Consider the following 21159-nt stretch of genomic DNA (forward strand, 5'->3'; position numbering starts at 1 on the left):
AGGCGCCGAGTGCCTTCGCCAAGTTGAAGCTAGGGTCGATGCTGAGCGCCTCGTTGGTGAGCCGGCGCACGTCGGCAAAGCCTTCGCGTGTCATGCTGTAGAAGCACGGCAGCGCGCGAAGGTAGAGGTCGTAGGCGCTGATGTAGTCGGTCGGCTTCATGCGCGCCTGCTTGATCTCCTCCAGCCGGATGCTCGGCTCGACAGCGCCGACAACGCTCTCGGTCACCTTGTCCTGCAGGTCGAAGATGTCGCTCACGTCGCCTTCGAAGCGGTCGGTCCAGACATGGTGTCCGCTGATCGCGTCCACCAACTGCCCACTGATGCGCACCCGCGATCCGGCTCTGCGGATGCTACCTTCGAGCACGTAGCGGACGCCCAGCTCGCGCCCGACCTGGCGCAGGTCCACCGCCCGGCCCTTGTAGGTGAAGGACGAGTTGCGGGCGATCACGAAGAAGGAGTTCACCCGGCTCAATCCCGTAATGATGTCCTCCACCAGCCCGTCGGCGAAGTATTCCTGGTCGGGGTCGCCGCTCATGTTGGTGAAAGGCAGAACCGCGATCGAGGGTTTTTCGGGCAGGGGAGGCGGTGCAGCCACCGAGGCGCTGGCGTCGGTCTCGACGCGGTAGGCGCGCACAGGCCGCTCGATGTTCTTGAGGCGCAGGTTGCCGAGCGGCGTGAAGCCGCAGTCGAGCTTGCCCTGAAGGTGGTCGTAGGCGGTGCCCGAGACGACCACGGTGCCGGGATCGGCGATGCTTTCGAGACGGGCGGCGATGTTGACCCCGTCGCCGTAGAGGTCGCCGTCCTCCTCGCAGACCACGTCGCCGAGATTGACGCCGATGCGGAAGCGAATCCGCTCTTCCTTGGGCGTCTCCGCCTCGTGTTCTGCCAGGGCCTGCTGGATCGCCATCGCCGAGGTCACCGCGTTAACGACGCTCGCGAACTCGCACAGCATGCCGTCGCCGGTGAGCTTCACGATCCGACCCTGGTGCTCGGAGACCAGCGGTTCGAGGAGGTCCTTGCGGTAGATCTTCAGCCGCTCGAGCGTGCCGCGCTCGTCGCGCTCCGTCAGGCGCGAATAGCCGACCACGTCGCAAGCCAGGATCGCTGCGAGGTGGCGCTGCGTGGTCATTGCACCGCTCAGCCAAGCGCCTGCACGCGGGCCGCCCCGCGTCCATGTCCTGCCAACTTCCAGACGCCTCACGTGCATGGTATCCATCTCTCCCAGTCTCCGCCCGTCGCCGATACAGAACGGAGAACGCAGCTTGACCTTGTCTTCACGAGATTTCGCTATTCCGCTTGCGAGGCGTGGAGCGTTCCAGTCGCCGCGCCAACAGCCAACCGACGACACGCCCACGCAGCCTCTGGGGACGCTGACACGCCACTCCCAGAAGGCCGGAGATATTTCCTGCCCTGTGTAACCGGTTGACGCCACCGTGGCGGTTCTTTTGTATCGGGCATCACACCAGACGTTGTGCGTGACGCGCTGGCTGAGCTCGCGTCGCTCAATGCGCAGATCGAAAGCTCAAGACCGAGGGACCGGCGAAAGTCGAATTGGAGCGCCAGCGTCGTCGTGACGATGCTGTTGAGACCGCACTGCGCGACTCGCTCAGCAAGGCGGGCGTCAAACCGACTCCATTTGTTGGGAAATTTTTGGTGCCGCTTGCGTGACTCGAACACGCGACCCCATCATTACGAATGATGTGCTCTACCAACTGAGCTAAAGCGGCCCGGGAAGCCCTTGGGCTTCCAAGATGCGCCGGTTGATAGACTCAACCGCCAGCTAATTCAAGATGGGTGCGGCGAAATCCGGTGCCTATGCGCGGCAATTTCGGTTGGTTGCTGCCCCACGACAACCTTCGGCGCCCGCCACAGCGGCTCGCAGGCCCGTTGGCGGGCTGGCGTCCGGTCCGCCGGGGTTGATCCGGCGGCGGCGACAAAAAATGTTGATTCTTCAACAAAAAACGCCGAAATGGGCGTTGGATGCGTCGGCTAGGCAGCCGCTCGTCCGTTGATTGATTGGTCGCCTGCGGCTAACGATCGATAACTGTGAGCGAACGCGCAGAGGGAGCTCGCTTGGACGCCATCGAGAAAGCGATCCGCAACGCCTTCGAGAAAGGCAATGCCGAGGACAGGGCGTTTCGCGAGAAGGTCTATCGCTCGGCCTTTGCCGCGCTGGACCGCGTCCTGCAGGCCAATCCGAACGTGACGGTGGAGGCCGCCATCAATCGCCGCAAGGCGGTGCAGGCCAAGATCACCGAGATCGAGTCCGAATTCCTGCCGGCCGTCCACGCAGTCCCGGACGTCACACTCCCGTCCGAGAGCGGCACGCCCGCCGGCAACGCCGCGCCCGCGCCCTCGGTCGATACGCCGACCCAATCTTCCGCGCCGTCGGTGGATGCGACGCGAGGTCCCGACCAGGCAGCGCCGTCGCCGTCGATCACTTTCGATGGTCCGGTGCAGCCCGATGCGTCGGATGCGCCGCGCTCGCGCGTGCTGCCCCGCGTGCCCGACATCATGCCGGACGAGGCGCTTCCGAACGCGCCGACCCTCGACGATTCTCCCGGAGCGTCCGTCGGCAACGGCGCCGAAGTGGCGCCGGACCGCGATGAACGGCGGATCAGGGGGCGGCGCCTGCCGCTCACCGCCATCTTCGTCGTGGCGACGCTGCTGGCGGCCGCCGGCATCGGCCTCTATTTCGCGAAACAGACCGGCGTCTTCAAGACGGCGGCTGAGCTCAACACCGGTCCGCCGGAGCCCACCCCGACGCTGGAAGACGAAGACTCCTCACAGCCGGGCGAAACCGAGTCGCCGCAAAAGCCCGGCGAGGCCGACCAGTCGAAGAACTGGATCAACGTCTTTTCGCCCGCCGATCCGACCCATGTCAGCACCCCGTCCGACGCCGGCGCCGACGTGATGAAGGACGACACCGGCCAGTTCCTGCGCATCCGATCCGGCGCATCCGGCTCGGCCATCGCCTTCGACGTCGGCCAGGGCGTGCTGGAAAAGCTCGTCGGCAAGCATGCCATGTTCGACATCATCGCCCGCTCGGAAGAGGGCAAGGAGACGCAGATCTCGGTGGACTGCAATTTCGGCGAGCTCGGCGATTGCGGCCGCAAGCGCTATGCCGTCGGCCACGAGCGCAACGAATACCTGTTCGATGTGCAGTTCCCCGACAAGCATCCGGGCGCCGCCGGCACCATCGCCGTCAATTCCGACTTCGACAAGCAGGGCAAGTCCGTCGACATCTACGAGATACGCGTCTCGATAGCCGAGTAATTGCGGAAGCAATTCACGTCCAGGATCGTTCTTCCGAGGGAAGACCATGAGCGGGCGCGCATCCGCTCGTCCTGGATCGTCTGCCGCTCCCAGCACAAGAAGAGGAAGACGCGATGAACGCCGTGCACTCGAAAGAAGTCGAGGAAATTCGAGGCCTTATCGAACACTGGGCCGATGCCGTGCGCCGGAAGGACATGGACGGAATTCTGCGTCATCACGCACCGGATTTCATCATGTTCGACGTGCCGCCACCGCTGCAATCCAAGGGCATCGAGGCCTATCGGGACACCTGGCCTTTGTTCTTTGGCGCCTCCCCGCAGAAACCTGTGTTCGATGTCGTCGATCTGAAAATCACCGCCGGTACGAATGTGGCTTTTGCGATTGCATTGATGCGCTGCGTCGAGGTGAAGGCGACCGGGTCCAACGACCTGGACTTCCGGCTGACCATCTGTTTCGAGAAAATCGCCGGACAGTGGACCTTCACGCACGAGCACCACTCCGTTCCGGCTGGGGACTAGCCTTCCTGAAGCAGCGCCTGCAGCGTCTCGATACGGTCGGCCTCCGCCGCGGGCTTGTCCCAGCGCAGCCGCGAGATGCGGGGAAAGCGCATCGCGACGCCCGATTTGTGGCGCGTCGAGCGGTTGAGGCCTTCGAAGGCCACTTCCAGCACCAGGCCGTTGTTGCGGTCGGCGCGCACCGAGCGCACCGGGCCAAAACGCTCGATCGTGTTGTCGCGGACATATTTGTCGATCTGCCGCAACTCCTCGTCGGTGAAGCCGAAATAGGCCTTGCCGACAGGCACAAGCTCTTCCGAGCCCTCCGGTCCGGCCCAGACGCCGAACGTGTAGTCGGAATAGAAGCTCGAGCGCTTGCCGTGGCCGCGCTGCGCATACATCAGCACCGCGTCGACCGTGTGCGGATCGCGCTTCCACTTGAACCAGGGACCCTTCGGCCGGCCGGCGAGATAGGGCGAATCCCAGCGCTTCAGCATCACCCCTTCGATGATCGGATGCGGCGGCGCCTGCCGCAGCCGCTCCAGCGCCTGCCAATCAGGGAATTCGACCAGCGGCGAGAGGTCGAAGCGGCTAGGGTCGAGCGTCTTGACGAAGGCTTCGAGTCGGCTTCGGCGCTCGACGAAGGGGAGGCCGCGCAAATCCTCCCCGTCGATCTGCAGCGCGTCGTAGCAGCGCATGAAGGCCGGATATTGCTGCTGGATTTTTGGCGACACGCTCTTGCGGTTCAGCCGCTGTTGCAGGTCGGAAAAGGTTCCGGTCGCCTCGCGCGGATCGCCGACCAGCAGCTCGCCATCGAGCGCCGCCTCGAAATCCATCGCCGCGGCAAGGTCCGGAAAGGCGCCGGAAACATCGTCGCCGGTACGCGAGTAGAGCCGGCGGATGCGGCCCTCGCACACCGCCTGCACGCGGATGCCGTCCCACTTCCATTCCGCCGCATAGTCGGCGTGGTTGAGCTTTTCGAGATCGCCGTCGTCGACCGCGTTGGAGAGCATCACCGGCCGGAACAATGCGAGCGCGGCGCTCCTCGGTTTTTCCGCCCGTCCTTCGAGCCACGCGAAAAGCTCGGTGTAGGGCGGCGTCAGCCCGTGCCACAGCTCCTCGATCTCGACGACGTCGACTTGGCCGAGATCGGCCAGGGCCTGCTTGGCGAGCCGCGCCGAAACGCCGATGCGCAGGCCGCCGGTGACCAGCTTGATGATGGCGAAGCGCGCCGAGATGCTGGCGCTGTCGAGCAGCCGCGCCAGCACCTGCGGCCCGTCCGAGCGGCTCGCCGCCTGCAGCTTGCCGACGACCTCGGCCAGCGTCGGCGCGTGGTTCGGTATATGACCGGGCGGCTGCGGCCAGACCAGCGATACCGTCTCGGCGAGGTCGCCGACATAGTCGTAGGAATAGCCGAACAGCACCGGATCCATGCGCTCGACCACCAGCGTGCGCAGCATCGCCGGCTTCACCGCCGCGATCGACAGATCGCCGGTGATCGCGGCGAGCGCCAGCCCGCGGTCGGGATCCTCGACGCTGCGGAAATAGTCGGTGAGCAGCGTCAGCTTGCCGTTGCGCGAAGGCGTCAGCACCAGCCGGTCGAGGAGCTCAGCGAAGCGGTTCATGGACGGATGCACCACGCCAATAGCGAAAGCCGGCGCGCGGCAGGCCAGAGGGGGGTGCGAAGGATCACCACGCTGGCGACTAGCGGATCGAAAAGCATCATCAATCGCCCTCGTCCTCATAGCCCACGAGGTGCAGCGGCCTTGCCGCGATGCCCTCCAGTTCGCACCAGCGCACCAGCGCTTCCTCGCGGCCATGCGTCACCCAGATCTCCTGCGCGCCCGTCTCCTTGATCGTGGCGGTGAGCTCGTCCCAGTCGGCATGGTCGGAAATGATCAGCGGCAGCTCGACGCCGCCCTGCTTGGCGCGCTGGCGGATGCGCATCCATCCAGACGCGAAGCAGGAGATAGGATCGGGGAAACGTCGCGCCCAGCGGTCGGCGAAGGCCGCCGGCGGCCCTACGACGATGGCCCCGGTGAAATCGGCCTTGCCGCCGCTTTCCACGGTCCCGGGTTCAAGGTCGCCGAGATCGATCCCCTGGCTCTGGTAATACTCGCTGAGCTTGGCCAGCGCGCCATGGATATAAATCGGCCTGTCGTAGCCGGCGTCACGCAGCAGCCGCATGACGCGCTGCGCCTTGCCGAGCGCATAGGCGCCGATCAGGTGCGAGCGTTCCGGAAACTGCGCCGCCGATTTGAGCACGCGCGCGATTTCCTCGTGGTCCGGCGGATGGCGGAACACCGGCAGGCCGAAGGTCGCCTCGGTGATGAAGACATCGCAGGGCACCGGCTCGAACGGCAGGCATGTGGCGTCCTTCTGACGCTTGTAGTCGCCGGAGGCGACGATGCGCATGCCCTGGTATTCGACCGCGATCTGGGCCGAGCCCAGCACGTGGCCCGCCGGATGGAAGGTGACGGCGACGCCGTTGATATCGATCGTCTCGCCGAGGATGGCTGCCTGGGTCGTACCGGCAAAATCCTCGCCGTAACGCAACCCCATGATGTCGAGTGTTTGCTGCGTCGCAAGCACCGAGCGGTGGCCGGAGCGCGCATGGTCGGAATGGCCGTGCGTGATCAGCGCGCGGCCCACCGATCGCACTGGGTCGATGAAGAAATCGCCTGGCGGGCAGTAGAGCCCTTCGGGTCGTGGCTTGAGCAGGTCGCTGGCACGCATCGCTTCAAGATAATGGCTAAATTCCCCGCGGGAAGCCTGTTGCAAGAGACTGCTGACTCGTCCTACAGCCGGCCGCCGGTTCGCTTTGCCGGTCGGATCCTTCGAACCATGAAACCGCTTCAGGCCTCGTCCGGTGACTTGAACGCCGATCGCCGCGTCGACTTCGCCGAGATGCTGCTGGCCTCCCGCGAGCCCGCGCAGGCGGCGGAGCTTTTGCTCGGCGCGCTGGAGCTGGCGCCGCATTGGGCGGCCGGGTGGTTTCGCCTCGGCGAAATGCAGGAGGCCGCGGGCTTTCTCGACCGGGCAGCCCGGGCCTGGACGATGGCGCTGAAGCTCGATCCCGCGGACCGGCTGGGCGCTTCGCTCAAGCTGCAATTGATCGGCCATGCGCCGGCGGCAGCCGCTCCGCCCAGCGCGTTCGTCGAGACCCTGTTCGATCATTATGCCGACGGTTTCGAGGAAGCGCTGGTCGGGAAACTCGGCTACCGGATGCCGGATGTGCTCGACCGGGTCATTCGCCTAGCCAGGCCAGGCCGGTTTCGGCTGGCCCTCGACCTCGGCTGCGGCACCGGCCTGATGGGCGAAAAGCTGCGGCCGTTCGTCGATCGGCTCGAAGGCTGCGACATTTCGGCCGGCATGCTGAGGAAGGCGCGTGCCAATGGCATCTACGACCTGCTTTCCAAGGCCGACCTTCAGCATTTCTCTCGACCTGGCGCGAAAGCCGACCTGGTGGTCGCCGCCGACGTGTTCATCTATGTCGGCGCTCTCGAACGCATTGTCGGAGCGGTTGCCGATACAATCGCCGATGACGGCGTGTTCGCATTCTCGGTAGAGACCACTGCCGGCGGCGATGACTTTGCCTTGCTGCCGTCGCGGCGCTACGCACATTCCGAGGCCTATGTGAGGCGCGTCCTCGCCGTCAGCGGGTTCTCCATCCTGTCGCTGGAGAGCACGACCATCAGGCATGACCGCGGCGAGCCTGTCGGAGGACTTGCCGTGGTCGCTGCGCGCAGGATGGCGGTATGAGGCACCGGCTGCTGCGAAAAAGCCCGAATCGCGTGTCGGGTTACCCAGAGCAATTCCAGGAAAAGTGTGTAGCGGTTTTCCGTCCGGAATTGCGTTAAGACCGATCTAGGGCGGATACCGCGCGGAGGGATACCATGCGCTGCAACATGGTTGTGTTGGCGTCTTGCCTGATGGTGGCGGGCTGCGTCGGCGGCACCTCGATGGCCGAACGCCAGGACGAGGCTGTGCAATCCTCGCTGCAATATGACGATGTGCCTTGCGACCAGTTGTTGGCGCAGCGCAATCAGGTGGCGCAGCAGAACAACCTGCCGATCACCGCCAAGCCGAGCTTCTCCAATCCGGCGATGGGTTTCGGCCCGTTCACGCCGGACATGCGCTCCAAGGCGCAGCGCGACGCCGACAAGGCGAGCGGCGAGATCGACGCCATGAGCCGATCGATCGACCGGCGTGACTGCGGCAAGCCGAAGAAGAAGGACAAATTCGCGCTGCCTGGCTCGAAGCCGTCTTCGCCGACTCAGTAGCCCGCTTCGCGGTCAACCAGGTTCTCGAGCTTTTCGCCGCGCTCGAAGGCATCCATCTGCAGAAGCATGATCGGCACCAGATGGGCCGGGTCGGAGGTCGCCGCCGCATGTGGCGTCACGAACACCTTCGGATGGCTCCACAGCGGGCTTGTCTTCGGCAGCGGCTCGACCTCGAACACGTCGAGGCTCGCTTCCTTCAGCGTGCCGTCGTCCAGCGCCCGCAGGATGTCGGCGTCCTTTTGCAGCCGCCCGCGCCCGGCATTGATCAGCACCGCGCCGCCAAGGCCGTTGCGCCTGCGCAATTCCTTCAGCACGCCGTAGTTGATGATGCCCTGCGTGCGCGGCGTGAGCGGCAGCAGCACCACCAGGATATCGGTGGCGTTGAGGAAGGGGATCAGCCCCGCTTCGCCGGAATAGGTCGAAACGCCCTTCATCGGCCGCTCGGTGCGCGACCAGCCATTGACCGCGAAGCCGAGTGAGAGCAGCACCGAGGCCGCGGCGCGGCCGAGATTGCCGAGACCCATGATGCCGACGGAGATGTCTTCCGCCGCGCGCTGCGGCGGCTCGCGCCAGATCTTCTTCTGCTGCTGCGCCCGGTAGAGCATGCTCTGGCGATGGTGGTCGAGCACCCGCCAGACGACATATTCGGTCATGTGTTGGGTGAGATTGTCGGCGACGACCCTGACGATCGGCACGTCGGGCAGGCCGGGATCGGCGAAGATGTGGTCGACGCCGGCGCCGATCGAGAAGATGGCGCGCAAATTGGGCAGCGACGACAAAAGGTTCGGCTTCTGCTTCCACACCACCGCATAGGTGATCGAGGGATCGCTGGGACCATCCGGCTCCAGCACCACCTCGCGCTCGGCTGCGAGCAGTTCGCGCCAGCGCTGCGGGTGAAAGCCGGTGAGGGCAAGCAGGATTTTGCCTTTTTCCATTTCTCGGAATTCTTTCCTGTATTTCCGTTCGGTTCAGCCTACTCGCTGACCACTCCGGTCGGCGCCGTTTCGATCCGGAACGCGGCCGAGATCAGCGCCCGGGTATAGTCGGTCTGCGGGCGGTCGAAAATCTGCTCGGACGGCCCGGCTTCGACGATCTGACCATTGCGCATGACGATGACGTCGTTGGCAAGGGCGCGGATGACCTTCAGGTCGTGGCTGATGAAGAGATAGGCGAGATTGTGCCTGGCTTGCAGGTTGCGCAAAAGATCGACGACCTGCGCCTGCACGCTCATGTCGAGCGCCGAGGTCGGCTCGTCAAGCATGACGAAGCGCGGGTTGAGCACCATGGCCCGGGCGATCGCGACGCGCTGGCGCTGGCCGCCCGAGAATTCATGCGGATAGCGGTGGCGCGTCTCGGGATCGAGCCCGACCTCCTTCAGCACCTCGACGACCTTGTCGTCCCGCTCGTCGGGCGAGAGTTTCGGCGCGTGGATCTTCAGCCCCTCCTCGATGATCTCAGCGACCGACATGCGCGGGCTCAAGGATCCGAACGGATCCTGGAAGACGATCTGCAGCTCGCGCCGCAGCGGCCGCATGGCGCTGAAGGACAGCTGATTGATGTCGCGCCCGTTGAAATTGATCGCGCCCGTCGAGGAGATCATCCTCGCCAAGGCGAGGCCGAGCGTCGTCTTGCCGGAGCCGGATTCGCCGACGACGCCGAGCGTCTGGCCGGCGCGCACGGTGACGTCGATGCCGTCCACCGCCTTCACATGGTCGACGGTGCGGCGGAAGAAGCCGCGCCTGATCGGGAACCAGACCTTGATATCCTTGCCGGTCATCACCGCTTTGGCAGCGGTATTCGCAGCCGGCGGCTTGCCCTTCGGCTCGGCGGCCAGCAGGTGCTTGGTGTAGGCATGCTGCGGGTTGGCGAATATCTCCCTGGTCGGTCCGGTCTCGACTATTCTGCCCTTGGTCATCACGCAGACGCGATCGGCGATCTTTCTCACGATGCCGAGGTCGTGGGTGATGAAGAGCATCGACATGCCCTTGCGGCTTTTCAGCCCCGCGAGCAGTTCGAGGATCTGCGCCTGCACGGTGACGTCGAGCGCCGTCGTCGGCTCGTCGGCGATCAAGAGTTCCGGCTCGTTGGCCAAAGCCATCGCGATCATCACCCGCTGACGCTGTCCGCCGGACAACTGGTGCGGATAGGCGTCGAGCCGCTTCTGCGGGTCGCGTATGCCGACCTCGTTGAGCAGATCCAGCGTGCGGGCCCGCGCCTGCCGGTCGCCAAGACCCTGGTGCAGCTTCAACACCTCGACGATCTGCTGCTCTATCGTGTGCAGCGGATTGAGCGAGGTCATCGGCTCCTGGAAGATCATGGTGATCTTGTTGCCGCGCACGCCGCGTAGCGTCTTTTCGTTGGCGCTCAGCAGGTCGGCGCCATGGAACAAGATCTTTCCCGATGGATGACTGGCCGAAGGATAGGGCAGAAGCTTCAGCACCGAGAGCGCCGAGACCGATTTGCCCGATCCGGATTCGCCGACCAGCGCCAGCGTCTCGCCCTTGGCGATGTCGAAGGAGATGTGGTCGACGGCCATCGACTGCTTGCCGCCTTGCGCGAAGGCGACGCTCAAATCGCGGATGGAGAGCAGCGGCTCGGTCATTTGAACGTCTTGCGCGGATCGAAGGCGTCGCGCGTCGCCTCGCCGATGAAGACCAGCAGCGACAGCATCAGCGAGATCACGATGAAGCCGGAGATGCCGAGCCAGGGCGCGTTGAGATTGCGCTGCGCCTGCTTCAGCAGCTCGCCGAGCGAGGCGGAGCCGGGCGGCAGGCCGAAGCCGAGATAGTCGAGCGAGGTCAGCGTCGAGATCGAGCCTGAGAGCAGGAAGGGCAGGAATGTCAGCGTCGCCACCATGGCATTGGGCAAGAGGTGGCGGAACATGATGGTGAGGTTGGGCACGCCAAGCGCGCGCGCCGCGTTGACATATTCGAAGTTGCGCGCGCGCAGGAACTCGGCGCGCACCACGCCGACCAGCGCCACCCAGGAGAACAACAGCATCAGGCCGAGCAGGATGAAGAAACCGGGCGGCAGGATCGCGGAGACGATGAGCAGGAGATAGAGCACCGGGATCGCCGACCAGATCTCGATGAAGCGCTGGAACAAAAGGTCCGTCCAGCCGCCGAAATAGCCTTGCACCGCGCCGGCCGCGACGCCGATCAGCGACGAGCCGAGGGTCAGGATCAGCCCGAACAGCACCGAGATGCGGAAACCGTAAATCACGCGCGCCAGCACGTCGCGCGCCTGGTCGTCGGTGCCCAGCCAGTTCCAGTTGCCGACGACGCAATTGGGATCGGCCTCGCCTTGCGGATACTGGCTGCATCGCGCCTTCTTGTCATAGAGCCAGGACGGCTTGGCGGGCGCCGCTTCGGGGATGGCGTTGTTGACCGTCTGGTAGGAGTAGCGCACCGGCGGCCAGATCATCCAGCCATTGGCATTGATCTCATCCTGGATGACAGGGTCGCGGTAGTCGGTGACGGCATAGAAGCCGCCGAACTTCTCTTCCGGATAGGCGACCAGCACCGGAAACAGGATCTCGCCCTTGTAGGAAGCGATGATCGGCTTGTCGTTGGCGATCAGCTCGGAAAACAGCGAAAGCACGAACAGGATGAGGAATATCCACAGCGACCAGTAGCCGCGCCGGTTCGCCTTGAAGTTCTGCAGCCGCCGCTGGTTGAGCGGCGAAAGCCACGGCCGGGCGGCGCGGGCCGGCTTGGTTTCGGCCGAGACCACCGCCATCAGATGTCTCTCCGCTCGAAATCGATGCGCGGATCGACCCAGGTGTAGATCAGGTCCGACAGCAGGCCGACGAACAGCCCAAGCAGCGAGAAGATGTAGAGATTGGCGAAGACCACCGGATAGTCGCGGTCGATCACCGACTTGAAGCCGAGCAGGCCGAGCCCGTCGAGCGAGAAGATGTTCTCGATCAGCAGCGAGCCGGTAAAGAAGGCCGAGATGAAGGCGCCGGGAAAGCCTGCGATGACGATCAGCATGGCGTTGCGGAAGACGTGGCCGTAGAGCACCTTGCGTTCCGACAGGCCCTTGGCCCGCGCCGTCACCACATACTGCTTGCGGATCTCCTCCAGGAAGGAGTTCTTGGTCAAAAGCGTTGTCGTGGCGAAGGCCGACAGCACCAGCGCCGTCAGCGGCAGTGTCATATGCCAGAAATAGTCGATGATCTTGTCCGGCCAGGACAGCTGGTCCCAATTGTCCGAAACGATGCCGCGCAGCGGGAACCAGTCCCAGAACGAGCCGCCGGCAAACAGCACCATCAAAAGGATGCCGAACAGGAAGCCGGGGATGGCGTAGCCGACGATCACCACGCCGCTCGTCCAGACGTCGAAGGTCGAGCCGTCCTGCACCGCCTTGCGGATGCCGAGCGGGATCGAGATCAGGTAGGACAGAAGCGTGATCCACAGCCCGATCGAGATCGATACCGGCATCTTTTCCAAGATCAGGTCGAGCACCGAGATGTCGCGGAAATAGCTGTCGCCGAAATCGAAGCGGGCATAGTTCCACAGCATCATGCCGAAGCGTTCGAGCGGCGGCTTGTCGAAGCCGAACTGCTTTTCGAGCTTCTTGATGAATTCTGGGTCCAACCCTTGAGCGCCGCGGTATTTCGAGCTGACGTTGCCGGCGACATCGAGATTGCTCGCGCCGGCATCGCCACCGCCGCCGCCGAGCCGATCGGTGCCGCCCTGGTTGGTGAGCTTGGCGATGACCTGCTCGACCGGGCCGCCCGGCGCGAACTGGATGACGGCGAAGGAGATCGCCATGATGCCGAACAGCGTCGGGATCATCAAAAGGATGCGGCGCAGGATATAGGCGCCCATCAGGCGGCCTGCCCAGCGCGAAGGGGAGTGTCAGGCTTTGCCAATTTTTGCCGCCTTGCCCTTGTCGACCCACCACAGCGCTTCGACCGGAAAGCCGAAATCGGGCTTCTGCTCGGGAAAGCCGAACATGTCCCAATAGGCGCTTCGGTGATTCGCCAGATACCAACTTGGAATCCAATCGCGCCGCGCGCGCAAGGCTCGATCGAGCGCCCGCATCGCGACGGTAAGGCTTTCGCGGTCCTTGGCCGCGCCGACGGCATCGATCAGCGCGTCGATGGCCGGGTCCGCTATGCCCGGCAGGTTGCGCGAGCCCGAGACGGACGCGCTTCGCGAATGGAAGAAGATCTCGAGGTCGTCGCGGGTCGGCGTGGCGCTGAAGGAAAAAGCGGCCGAGATCAGGTCGAAATCGAAGGTCGATTGCCTGAGCTGGTATTGAGCGGAATCGACCAGCCGGATGGAGGCATCGATGCCGATCGCCTTCATGTTGGCGACCCAGGGCGAATAGACCTGCACGAAGGTCTCGTCTTCGACCAGGAACTCGGCAGGCAGCCGAGCACCCTTGTCGTTGACGACGAAATCGCCGGAGCGTTTCCAACCGGCCTCGGCAAGCAGCTTCGCCGCCTTGCCGAGCAGCTTCCGGTCGCGCCCGGAACCGTCCGAGGCCGGCTGCGTCACCGCCTCGCCGAAGGCCTCCGGCGGCAGCTTGTCACGCAACGGCTCCAGCAGCGCGAGCTCTTCCGGCGATGGTGTGCCTGCGGCGCGAAAGTCGGATTTCTCGAAGCAGGATTGCGAGCGTTCGTACGAGCCGTAGAAGAAGTTGCGCCGCGTCCATTCGAAGTCGAAGCAGAGCGCGATCGCCTGCCGCACGCGCGGGTCCTGGAACTGCTCCCGCCTGTGGTTGACGGCCGTGGCCTGCATCGATGGCACCGTTTCGGCCGGGAATTCATGCTTGACCACCTTGCCGGCGGTGAAGGCCGGGAAGTCGTAGGCCGTCGCCCAGACGCGCGAGGTGAACTCCTCGCGATAGAGGATCTCGCCCTTCTTGAAGGCCTCGAAGCCTGCGGTGCGGTCCTGGTAGAATTCGATGCGGATGCGCTGGAAATTGTTCTGCCCGCGATTGACCGGCAGGTCGTTGCCCCAATAGTCGGCCACGCGCTCATATTCGATGAACGTTCCCGCCGACCAGCGCCCGACCTTGTAGGCGCCCGATCCGAGCGGCGGATTGAGCTGCGAAGAATCGAAGGGATTGGCCGAAAAGAAGGCCTTGGACAGGATCGGAAACCCGACGACGTTGAGGATGGTGCGGGCCGACTGCTTGCCCGAGAATTTGAGTTCGACGGTGTGGGCGTCCACCGCCGCCGCGTCGTCCAGATGGGTCAGCGACAATGCGTAGTCCGGATGCCCCTTGTCCTTCAGCAGCTTGAAGGTGAAGGCGACATCGTCGGCGGTGAGCGGCGTGCCGTCATGGAAGCGCGCCTGCGGGCGCAGCGAGAAGGTGAAGCCATTGCGGTCGTCGGAAATCGTGACGCCGTCGGCGATCAGCCCGTAGACGGCGTCAGGCTCGTCGAGCGCCCGCACCATCAGCGAATCGAAGCACATTTCCATGCGCTGCGGTGCATCGCCCTTGGGCACGAAGGAGTTCAACGTGTTGAAGGTCAAAGGGCTCTGGTTCTGGCCCCAATTGGGCGGCGAGAAATTGAAGGTGCCGCCTTGCGGCGCATCGACATTGACATAGTCGAAATGCGTGAAATCGGGCTTGTATTTCAAATCGCCGAAGGCGGACAGGCCATGCACCTTCACGCCCGTCGGAATGTCGGCAAAGGCGCGGCCGGGGAGCAGTGCCGTGGCCGCCGTTGCAGCGCCGAGCGCCAGGAAGTCGCGACGAGGAAGCAATGTCTGCCGCCTCATCAGTTGCCCCTGTATTTGGTGGCCAGCGCCTTTTCCTTCTCAGGGTCGATCCACCAGGAATCGATATCGGCGCCACGGTAGCTGGGCTGCTTTTCCGGCATGCCGAACTTGTTCCAGTAGGCAAGCCAAACCACCGCGCGGTAGTATTGCGGCACGGTATAGTAGTTCCACAACAGCACGCGATCGAGCGCATGGGTGGCGGCGACGAGATCGTCGCGGTCGGTGGCGAAGATGATGCGGTCGACCAGCGCGTCGACCACCGGGTTCTTGATGCCGGAATAGTTGCGCGATCCCGGCGTGTCCGCCGCCTTCGAACTCCAGAAGTCGCGCTGCTCGTTCCCGGGCGATTCCGATTGCTGGAGGATGCTGGTGATGACGTCGTAATCGAAATTGTTGACGCGGTTGATGTACTGCGTCTGGTCGATGATCCGCAGCGTCGCGTCGACGCCGATCTTGCGCAGGTTGGCGATCCACGGACTGGCGATGACCTGGTCGGTGTCGTTCGAGCCGAGTATCTCGAACTTGAATGGCGCGCCGGTCTTGGCATTCACCATCTTGCCGCCCTTGATCACCCAGCCTGCCTTGGCAAAGAGGTCGACAGCCTGCTTCAGATATTTTCGTTCGGCCTGCGGTGAATCGTAGACCGGCAGTTTGAATTCCTGCGTGAACAGCTCCGGCGGCAGCTTGTCGCGATACTTCTCCAGGATTTCGAGCTCCTTGCCTTGCGGCAGCCCGCTCGACGCCAGTTCCGTGCCCTCGAAATAGCTGTGGGTGCGCGTGTTCGAATTGTAGAACAGCGTCCGGTTCATCGTTTCGAAGTCGAACGGATAGGCCAGCGCGGCGCGCACCAGCCGATCCTGGAACAGCGGCCGCCGCTCATTGAGCACGAAAGCCTGCATCGGTTCGGGCGAGGTTGTCTTGAATTCCTTTTTGACCACGTCGCCGGCGCTCACCGCCGGGAAGTTGTAGGCCGTCGCCCAGCGCCGCGAACTGTTTTCCGGCTTGATGTCGTCGAGCCCGCCCTTGGTGAAGGCCTGCCAGGCGGCATTGTCGTCCAGGATGTAGGTGAAGCGCTGGGTGTCGAAATTCTCGCGGCCGATCTTCACCGGCAGCTTGGCGGCCCAATAGTCCGGCACGCGCTGCCAGACGATCTCCGAGCCCGGCTTGAAGCTGGCGATCTTGTAGGCGGCGGAGCCCAGCGGCGGCTCCAGCGTCGGCTTGGTGATGTCGCGCTTCTTGCCGCTGGCGTCGGTGCCTTCCCACCAGTGCTTCGGCAGCACGACGAGATCGCCGAGGATCTTCGGCAGTTCCCGATTGCCCTTCTGGTTGAAATGGAACTCGACCTCGCGGTCCGAGAGGGCGACCGCTTCGGCCACGTTCTCGAAATAACGGTTGTACATCGGGCTGTTGGCCTTCAGCACATGGAACGACCAGACCACGTCGTCGACGGTGATCGGCTGGCCGTCATGCCATTTGGCTTGAGGGTTGAGCCGGTAGGTCGCCGAGGAATAGTCGGCAGGGTATTTGTAGGCCTCGGCGATCAGCGGGTGGCTGACGCTGCCTTCGTCGGTCGCCTGGTCCATCAGCGTGTCGTAGAGCAGCCCGCCGCCGAACTGTGCGAAGCCGGCGGCCGGCGATCCCTGCACGATGTATGGGTTGAAGCTGTCGAAAGTGCCGACGACCACGGAGTTGTAGCTTCCGCCCTTCGGCGCATCCGGATTGACGTAATCGTAGCGCTGGAAATTCTCGCCGTATTTGGAAGGGCCGATCAGCGAGGAGGTGGTGTGCCATTCGTCGGCGAAGCCGGCCTGCAGACTGACGACGAAGGCGAACGCCAGCATCGATGCGAAAAGTGTCGTCGATGGGAAAAGTGTCCGGGAGCGGCCGACCGTCATGCGTTCTCCTCGTCGCGAGCAGTACCCACCGGCAATCTAGATCATTTGACGCCAGTGAAAACCGCAAGTGGCAGTCTTTGTCGCCCGATATGCGGCTTTCCTAACAGAAAAGCCGGGACGAACCCGGCTTTTCCAAGGTGCCTTCATGACAAATTGTTTATTGCGCGGGCGCAGCCGGTTTGGCCGGCGCGGCTCCTTCGGCAGGCTTGGCGGGTGCGGCACCTTCCGCGGGCTTGGCACCTTCCGCGGGCTTGGCTTCGGCCGAGGCACCCGGCTGCGGCAGCGGCTTCGGATTGTCCGACAGCGTGCGCAGATAGGCGATCACGTTGGCGCGGTCCTCGTCCTTCGGCAGGCCGGCGAAGCCCATTGCCGTGCCCTTCACGAACTTCTTCGGCGAGGTGATGAAGTGGTTCAGGTTGTCGTAAGTCCACTTCTCCTGGCCGCCCTTGGAAAAATCCTTCATGCCGGCCGAATACGCAAAGCCCTCGTGCTCGGCGACAGGGCGGTCGACGATGTCCCACAGATCCGGACCGACCTTGTTCGGGCCGCCCTTCTCGCCGGAGTGGCATGCCTGGCACTTCTTGAAGATGGCGGCGCCCGCCTCGGCATTGGCGGTTGCGAGCAGATCGGCGATCGGCTTGGCTTCTGCGGCTGGGGAAGCTGCGCCACCGCCCTCGGTCGGCTCCTGAGCCTCGATGGCGAAGCCGGGCTTTTCGGGCGCAGGCGAAGCGAACAGCGCGTCCGAGACGATGCCCACGGAAAAGACGACGAAGACGGTTCCGAGGAATCCGGCGAGCAGCTTGTTGACTTCGTTGGAATCCATACGCCCCTTGCTCCCTTTTCCGGCGGACCGTCCCGTCCACTCCGTCCGTCGGTATCGCGAAAGGCCCGGGAGGGCCAGTCAAATCGGGCGGAAACTAGGTCTTTTGCTTCGGCGTTGCAACACCTATAAGGGCGCTTCCAGTGAGACGTTTTGCCACTTTTCCATCCGCTTTCCCGGCCGCCCCGAAAGTCCCATGTCGACATTGATCCTGATCCCAGCCCGCATGGCTTCGACCCGCCTGCCGGGCAAGCCGCTGGCCGACATCGCCGGCGCGCCGATGATCGTCCATGTCGCCCGCCGCGGCGCCGAGGCGGGGCTCGGCCGCGTGGTGGTGGCGACCGACACCGAAGCGGTTGCCACGGCAGTTCGCGAGCATGGTTTCGAGGCGGTGATGACGCGCGCGGACCACGAATCGGGCTCCGACCGCATCTTCGAGGCCCTCACAGCGCTTGACCCGGAGAAGAAGGTCGAAACCATCGTCAACGTCCAGGGTGATCTGCCGACCATCGACCCTGAGATCATCGGCGCATCGCTGCGGCCCTTCGCCGACCCGTCGGTCGACATCGCCACGCTCGGCGTCGAGATCGTGCGCGACGAGGAAAGGACCAATCCGAACGTCGTCAAGATCGTCGGCTCGCCGCTCTCCGCGACAAGGCTGAAGGCGCTCTATTTCACCCGCGCCACGGCGCCGTGGGGCGAGGGCCCGCTCTATCACCACATCGGCCTCTATGCCTATCGTCGCGCCGCGCTCGAACGCTTCGTCGCGCTGAAGCCGTCGCCCTTGGAGCGCCGTGAGCGGCTGGAGCAATTGCGGGCATTGGAAGCGGGCATGCGCATCGACGCCGAGATCGTGCGGTCGCTGCCGCTTGGCGTCGACACGCCGGACGACCTCGAGCGCGCCAGGCAAATCCTTTCAAACTGAGACATCCGTAAGCGAGACATCGGCGCATGCCTGAAAAGACCAACAGAATATCCTTCCAGGGCGAGCCGGGCGCCAATTCCGACACCGCCTGCCGCAACATGTTCCCATCGATGGAGCCGTTGCCTTGCCCGACCTTCGAGGACGCCTTCAACGCGGTCGAGACCGGCAAGGCCGAGCTCGCCATGATCCCGATCGAGAACACGATCGCCGGGCGCGTCGCCGATATCCATCATCTCTTACCGGAATCGCGCCTGCACATCGTTGGCGAGTATTTCCTGCCGATCCACTTCCAACTGATGGTGCTGCCCGGCGTCAGGCGCGAAGAGATCAAGACCGTGCACAGCCATATCCACGCGCTCGGCCAGTGCCGCAAATACATCCGCAAGAATGGCTGGAAGCCGGTGGTCGCCGGCGATACGGCGGGTTCGGCGAAGATGGTCTCCGAGGTCAAGGACCGCACCATGGCGGCGCTTGCCCCGGCGCTCGCCGCGGAACTCTACGGGCTCGATATCATCGAGAAGAATGTCGAGGACACCGACTCCAACGTCACCCGCTTTGTCGTGTTGACCAAGAACAAGCAGTGGGCCGAGCGGCCGTCGCCGGACGCCAAGATGATGACCACCTTCATCTTCCGCGTCCGCAACGTGCCGGCGGCGCTTTACAAGGCCATGGGCGGCTTCGCCACCAACGGCATCAACATGACCAAGCTCGAGAGCTACCAGCTCGGCGCCTTCACCGCGACGCTGTTCTATGCCGATATCGAGGGCCACCCCGACGATCCTCTGGTGAAGCTCGCGCTCGACGAACTGCGCTTCTTCTCGCGCGAGATGCGCATCCTCGGCGTCTATCCGGCGAGCGCGTCGCGCGAGCAGTGGAAGGTGGCGGATTAGACCCGTGGCGCTCTAAAATCCCAGCGGCACGTAATCGATCTCCATGAACGCTTCGACCTCCGGCACCCAGCGGTCGCGCACAAACGCGACGTGGTCGGGGTGCTCGTTGTACCTTGTGTAGGCGGCCTGGTCGGCGAACTCCATCGAGAAGCCGAACTGATAGTCGTTCTTGGGGCTGACCTGGCGCAGCTGCTCGAAATGCGTCACACCATTGATCCCGGTGAGGATTTTCTTCGCATCATGGAGGAACCGTTTCGCCTCCAGCGAATGCGGCGGATGTTTCAGCGTGAACACGACGGTATGACGGATCATTTTGCTCCCTGCTCCTATTCGCTGTCGACCCAGGCGCGGATGAGATGGTGGGCGATCGCGCCTTTCGGCGGCGTGATCAAGCCACCGGCATGCTGCCTGTCCAGCATCGAGCGCACCTCGTCGCGTGGGAACCAGCGGCAGTCTTCCAACTCGTTGAGGTCGGCCTGGATATCCTCGTTGAGCGGCTCGCCGAAGCAGCCGATCATCAGCGAATAGGGGAACGGCCAGGGCTGGCTGGCGTGGTAGACGACTCGGCCGAGCCTTATGCCGGCCTCTTCCAGCGTCTCGCGGCGCACCGCCGCCTCGATCGTCTCGCCGGGCTCGATGAAACCGGCAAGGGCCGAATACATGCCGGGCGCGAAATGCCGGCCGCGGCCGAGCAGGCATTTCTCGCGCGTCACCGTCAGCATGATCGCCACCGGATCGGTGCGCGGGAAATGATCGGTGCCGCAGGCCGGGCAATGCCGCCTATAGCCGCCGGCGCGCATTTCCGAGCGGTTGCCGCATTTCGAGCAGAAGCCGTGGCTGGCGTGCCAGGCAAGCAGCGCCGCCCCTTGCGCCAGAGCGCCGGCCGCCGCCTCGTCGATCAGCCCTTGCATGTAGACCGAGCGATAGTCGATCGCCTTGACTGTCTCGGGGAGCTTTTCCGGTTCGACGCCGGCAGGCACGGCAAGCACCGGCCCACTGTCTGAAAAGCCGAGCAGGACGCCGCGGTCGAGCGAAACGTCGAAGGCCTGGCTTTCCGCCGCCGCGAACCATGGGTCGAAGCTGCCGTCGTTGAGCTTCAGATAAAGCCTGCCGCCATGCATCAGCATCAGCCGCGCCGTCTGATTGGCAAGCGCCTTCTCGACCGCGTCGTCGGCGCGGTTTTCCGATTGCCGGTCGATCTGGTTGCCGGCGAAGCCGACGAACTGGCTCGGCTCGCGCAACGGCGCGTCAAACAGGCGAAAGCTCATGGGAAACTCAAGAGTAGCGCAGGCTCGGAAGTGGACACTGGTCAGCTTATAGCGCTGCCTTGATCGTTTCGGCAAACCGGCGGATGTCGGAGCGCTGGTAGGGCTCGCGCATGCCGTGCCCCCAGACCGGTCCGGGCCAGCCGGGGTCGCCTTCGCTGCGCGCGACGACGTGGACATGCAATTGGCGCACGATGTTGCCGAGCGCGCCGGTGTTGATCTTGGTACAGCCGGTCACCCTCTTCAGCGCCTGCGCCACCATATTGGTTTCGAAGGTCAGCATTGTCTGGTCGAGCGGCGTCAGCTCGTGGATCTCCTCCACGCCCGGCCGCTGCGGCACCAGGACCAACCACGGCCAGCGGCGGTCGTTCATCAGCCTGAGCTCGCAAAGGCCGAGCCACATGAGCTGCTCACTGTCCGCCTCCAATCGGGCGTCCAGCGTGAAACCGGCCTTGAGGCCAGGCAGCATGGGCGTTTCCTTCGCTTTTGTATTATTTTCAAACCGGGGAACGCTAGAGCGGCGGCAAGATGGCTGCAAGCGAATCATTGGCTGCTGCTGCGGATTTGAAGG

At 64.1% G+C, this 21159-nt stretch carries 19 protein-coding genes and 1 tRNA gene; 6 read left to right on the forward strand and 14 right to left on the reverse strand.

Annotated elements, in window-relative coordinates; genetic code table 11:
• Together AU465_RS16880 and AU465_RS16885 are read right to left on the reverse strand one after the other, a co-directional pair.
• The coding region (locus tag AU465_RS16880; protein WP_192249880.1) for an adenylate/guanylate cyclase domain-containing protein at nt 1-1129 on the reverse strand (1129 nt) is incomplete at its 3' end.
• Nucleotides 1130-1651: 522 nt separating this feature from the next.
• Nucleotides 1652-1727: transfer RNA gene (locus AU465_RS16885), tRNA-Thr, on the reverse strand.
• A 346-nt stretch (nt 1728-2073) separates the two neighbouring features.
• On the opposite strand from AU465_RS16885, the gene AU465_RS16890 reads away from it, so the two are divergent.
• Both AU465_RS16890 and AU465_RS16895 read left to right on the forward strand, forming a co-directional pair.
• On the forward strand, nt 2074-3276 hold the full coding sequence (locus tag AU465_RS16890; RefSeq protein WP_192249883.1) for a hypothetical protein: 1203 nt from the start codon (nt 2074-2076) through the stop codon (nt 3274-3276).
• 113 nt (nt 3277-3389) lie between these two features.
• On the forward strand, nt 3390-3794 hold the full coding sequence (locus AU465_RS16895) for a YybH family protein (protein ID WP_192249886.1): 405 nt from the start codon (nt 3390-3392) through the stop codon (nt 3792-3794).
• Here AU465_RS16895 and AU465_RS16900 read toward each other — a convergent pair.
• Nucleotides 3791-5395, reverse strand: coding sequence for a cisplatin damage response ATP-dependent DNA ligase (locus tag AU465_RS16900; protein ID WP_192249889.1), 1605 nt, complete (start codon nt 5393-5395; stop codon nt 3791-3793). The genes AU465_RS16895 and AU465_RS16900 overlap by 4 nt on opposite strands.
• 100 nt (nt 5396-5495) lie before the next feature.
• Nucleotides 5496-6506, reverse strand: coding sequence for a ligase-associated DNA damage response exonuclease (locus AU465_RS16905; protein ID WP_192249892.1), 1011 nt, complete (start codon nt 6504-6506; stop codon nt 5496-5498).
• Between the two features lie 108 nt (nt 6507-6614).
• Between AU465_RS16905 and AU465_RS16910 the strand changes: the two genes are divergently transcribed.
• Together AU465_RS16910 and AU465_RS16915 are read left to right on the forward strand one after the other, a co-directional pair.
• Complete coding sequence (locus AU465_RS16910; protein WP_192249895.1) at nt 6615-7532, forward strand: class I SAM-dependent DNA methyltransferase; 918 nt, start codon at nt 6615-6617, stop codon at nt 7530-7532.
• A 134-nt stretch (nt 7533-7666) separates the two neighbouring features.
• Nucleotides 7667-8053 (forward strand): hypothetical protein, encoded by a 387-nt coding sequence (locus tag AU465_RS16915; RefSeq protein WP_192249899.1) that lies wholly within the window; start codon nt 7667-7669, stop codon nt 8051-8053.
• Here the strand turns inward: AU465_RS16915 and AU465_RS16920 are convergent.
• The 7 genes from AU465_RS16920 to AU465_RS16950 form a co-directional block, all read right to left on the reverse strand.
• Nucleotides 8047-8988, reverse strand: coding sequence for a 2-hydroxyacid dehydrogenase (locus AU465_RS16920; RefSeq protein ID WP_192249902.1), 942 nt, complete (start codon nt 8986-8988; stop codon nt 8047-8049). The genes AU465_RS16915 and AU465_RS16920 overlap by 7 nt on opposite strands.
• Nucleotides 8989-9026: 38 nt before the next feature.
• A complete protein-coding gene (locus tag AU465_RS16925; protein ID WP_192249905.1) occupies nt 9027-10655 on the reverse strand; it encodes an ABC transporter ATP-binding protein in 1629 nt (542 codons plus the stop codon).
• Nucleotides 10652-11791 (reverse strand): ABC transporter permease, encoded by a 1140-nt coding sequence (locus tag AU465_RS16930; protein WP_192249908.1) that lies wholly within the window; start codon nt 11789-11791, stop codon nt 10652-10654. Before AU465_RS16930 ends, AU465_RS16925 begins: the two co-directional genes overlap by 4 nt.
• Nucleotides 11791-12885: a microcin C ABC transporter permease YejB gene (locus AU465_RS16935; RefSeq protein WP_192249911.1), complete on the reverse strand. Its 1095-nt coding sequence runs from the start codon at nt 12883-12885 to the stop codon at nt 11791-11793. The genes AU465_RS16930 and AU465_RS16935 overlap by 1 nt, the downstream gene beginning before the upstream one ends.
• A 30-nt stretch (nt 12886-12915) precedes the next feature.
• Nucleotides 12916-14793: an extracellular solute-binding protein gene (locus tag AU465_RS16940; RefSeq protein WP_192249914.1), complete on the reverse strand. Its 1878-nt coding sequence runs from the start codon at nt 14791-14793 to the stop codon at nt 12916-12918.
• Nucleotides 14793-16688, reverse strand: a complete 1896-nt coding sequence (locus AU465_RS16945) for an extracellular solute-binding protein (RefSeq protein WP_192249917.1) — start codon at nt 16686-16688, stop codon at nt 14793-14795. The genes AU465_RS16940 and AU465_RS16945 overlap by 1 nt, the downstream gene beginning before the upstream one ends.
• Before the next feature lie 157 nt (nt 16689-16845).
• On the reverse strand, nt 16846-17511 hold the full coding sequence (locus tag AU465_RS16950) for a c-type cytochrome (protein WP_192249920.1): 666 nt from the start codon (nt 17509-17511) through the stop codon (nt 16846-16848).
• 193 nt (nt 17512-17704) lie between these two features.
• Between AU465_RS16950 and AU465_RS16955 the strand changes: the two genes are divergently transcribed.
• Together AU465_RS16955 and AU465_RS16960 are read left to right on the forward strand one after the other, a co-directional pair.
• Nucleotides 17705-18433, forward strand: coding sequence for a 3-deoxy-manno-octulosonate cytidylyltransferase (locus AU465_RS16955; protein WP_192249923.1), 729 nt, complete (start codon nt 17705-17707; stop codon nt 18431-18433).
• Nucleotides 18434-18459: 26 nt separating this feature from the next.
• Nucleotides 18460-19323: a prephenate dehydratase gene (locus AU465_RS16960; RefSeq protein WP_192249926.1), complete on the forward strand. Its 864-nt coding sequence runs from the start codon at nt 18460-18462 to the stop codon at nt 19321-19323.
• Between the two features lie 12 nt (nt 19324-19335).
• On the opposite strand, the gene AU465_RS16965 is transcribed toward AU465_RS16960, so the two are convergent.
• Genes AU465_RS16965 through AU465_RS16975 form a run of 3 tightly spaced genes read right to left on the reverse strand, consistent with a single transcriptional unit; the run spans nt 19336 to nt 21057 of the window.
• Nucleotides 19336-19635 (reverse strand): Dabb family protein, encoded by a 300-nt coding sequence (locus AU465_RS16965; RefSeq protein ID WP_192249930.1) that lies wholly within the window; start codon nt 19633-19635, stop codon nt 19336-19338.
• A gap of 14 nt (nt 19636-19649) precedes the next feature.
• Entirely contained in the window at nt 19650-20591 is a 942-nt protein-coding gene (gene nudC / locus AU465_RS16970) for an NAD(+) diphosphatase (protein ID WP_192249933.1), read from the reverse strand.
• Nucleotides 20592-20637: 46 nt separating this feature from the next.
• Complete coding sequence (locus AU465_RS16975; protein ID WP_192249936.1) at nt 20638-21057, reverse strand: HIT domain-containing protein; 420 nt, start codon at nt 21055-21057, stop codon at nt 20638-20640.
• Nucleotides 21058-21159: the final 102 nt, after the last annotated feature.

Source organism: Mesorhizobium silamurunense, assembly GCF_014843905.1.
Classification (GTDB): domain Bacteria; phylum Pseudomonadota; class Alphaproteobacteria; order Rhizobiales; family Rhizobiaceae; genus Mesorhizobium; species Mesorhizobium silamurunense.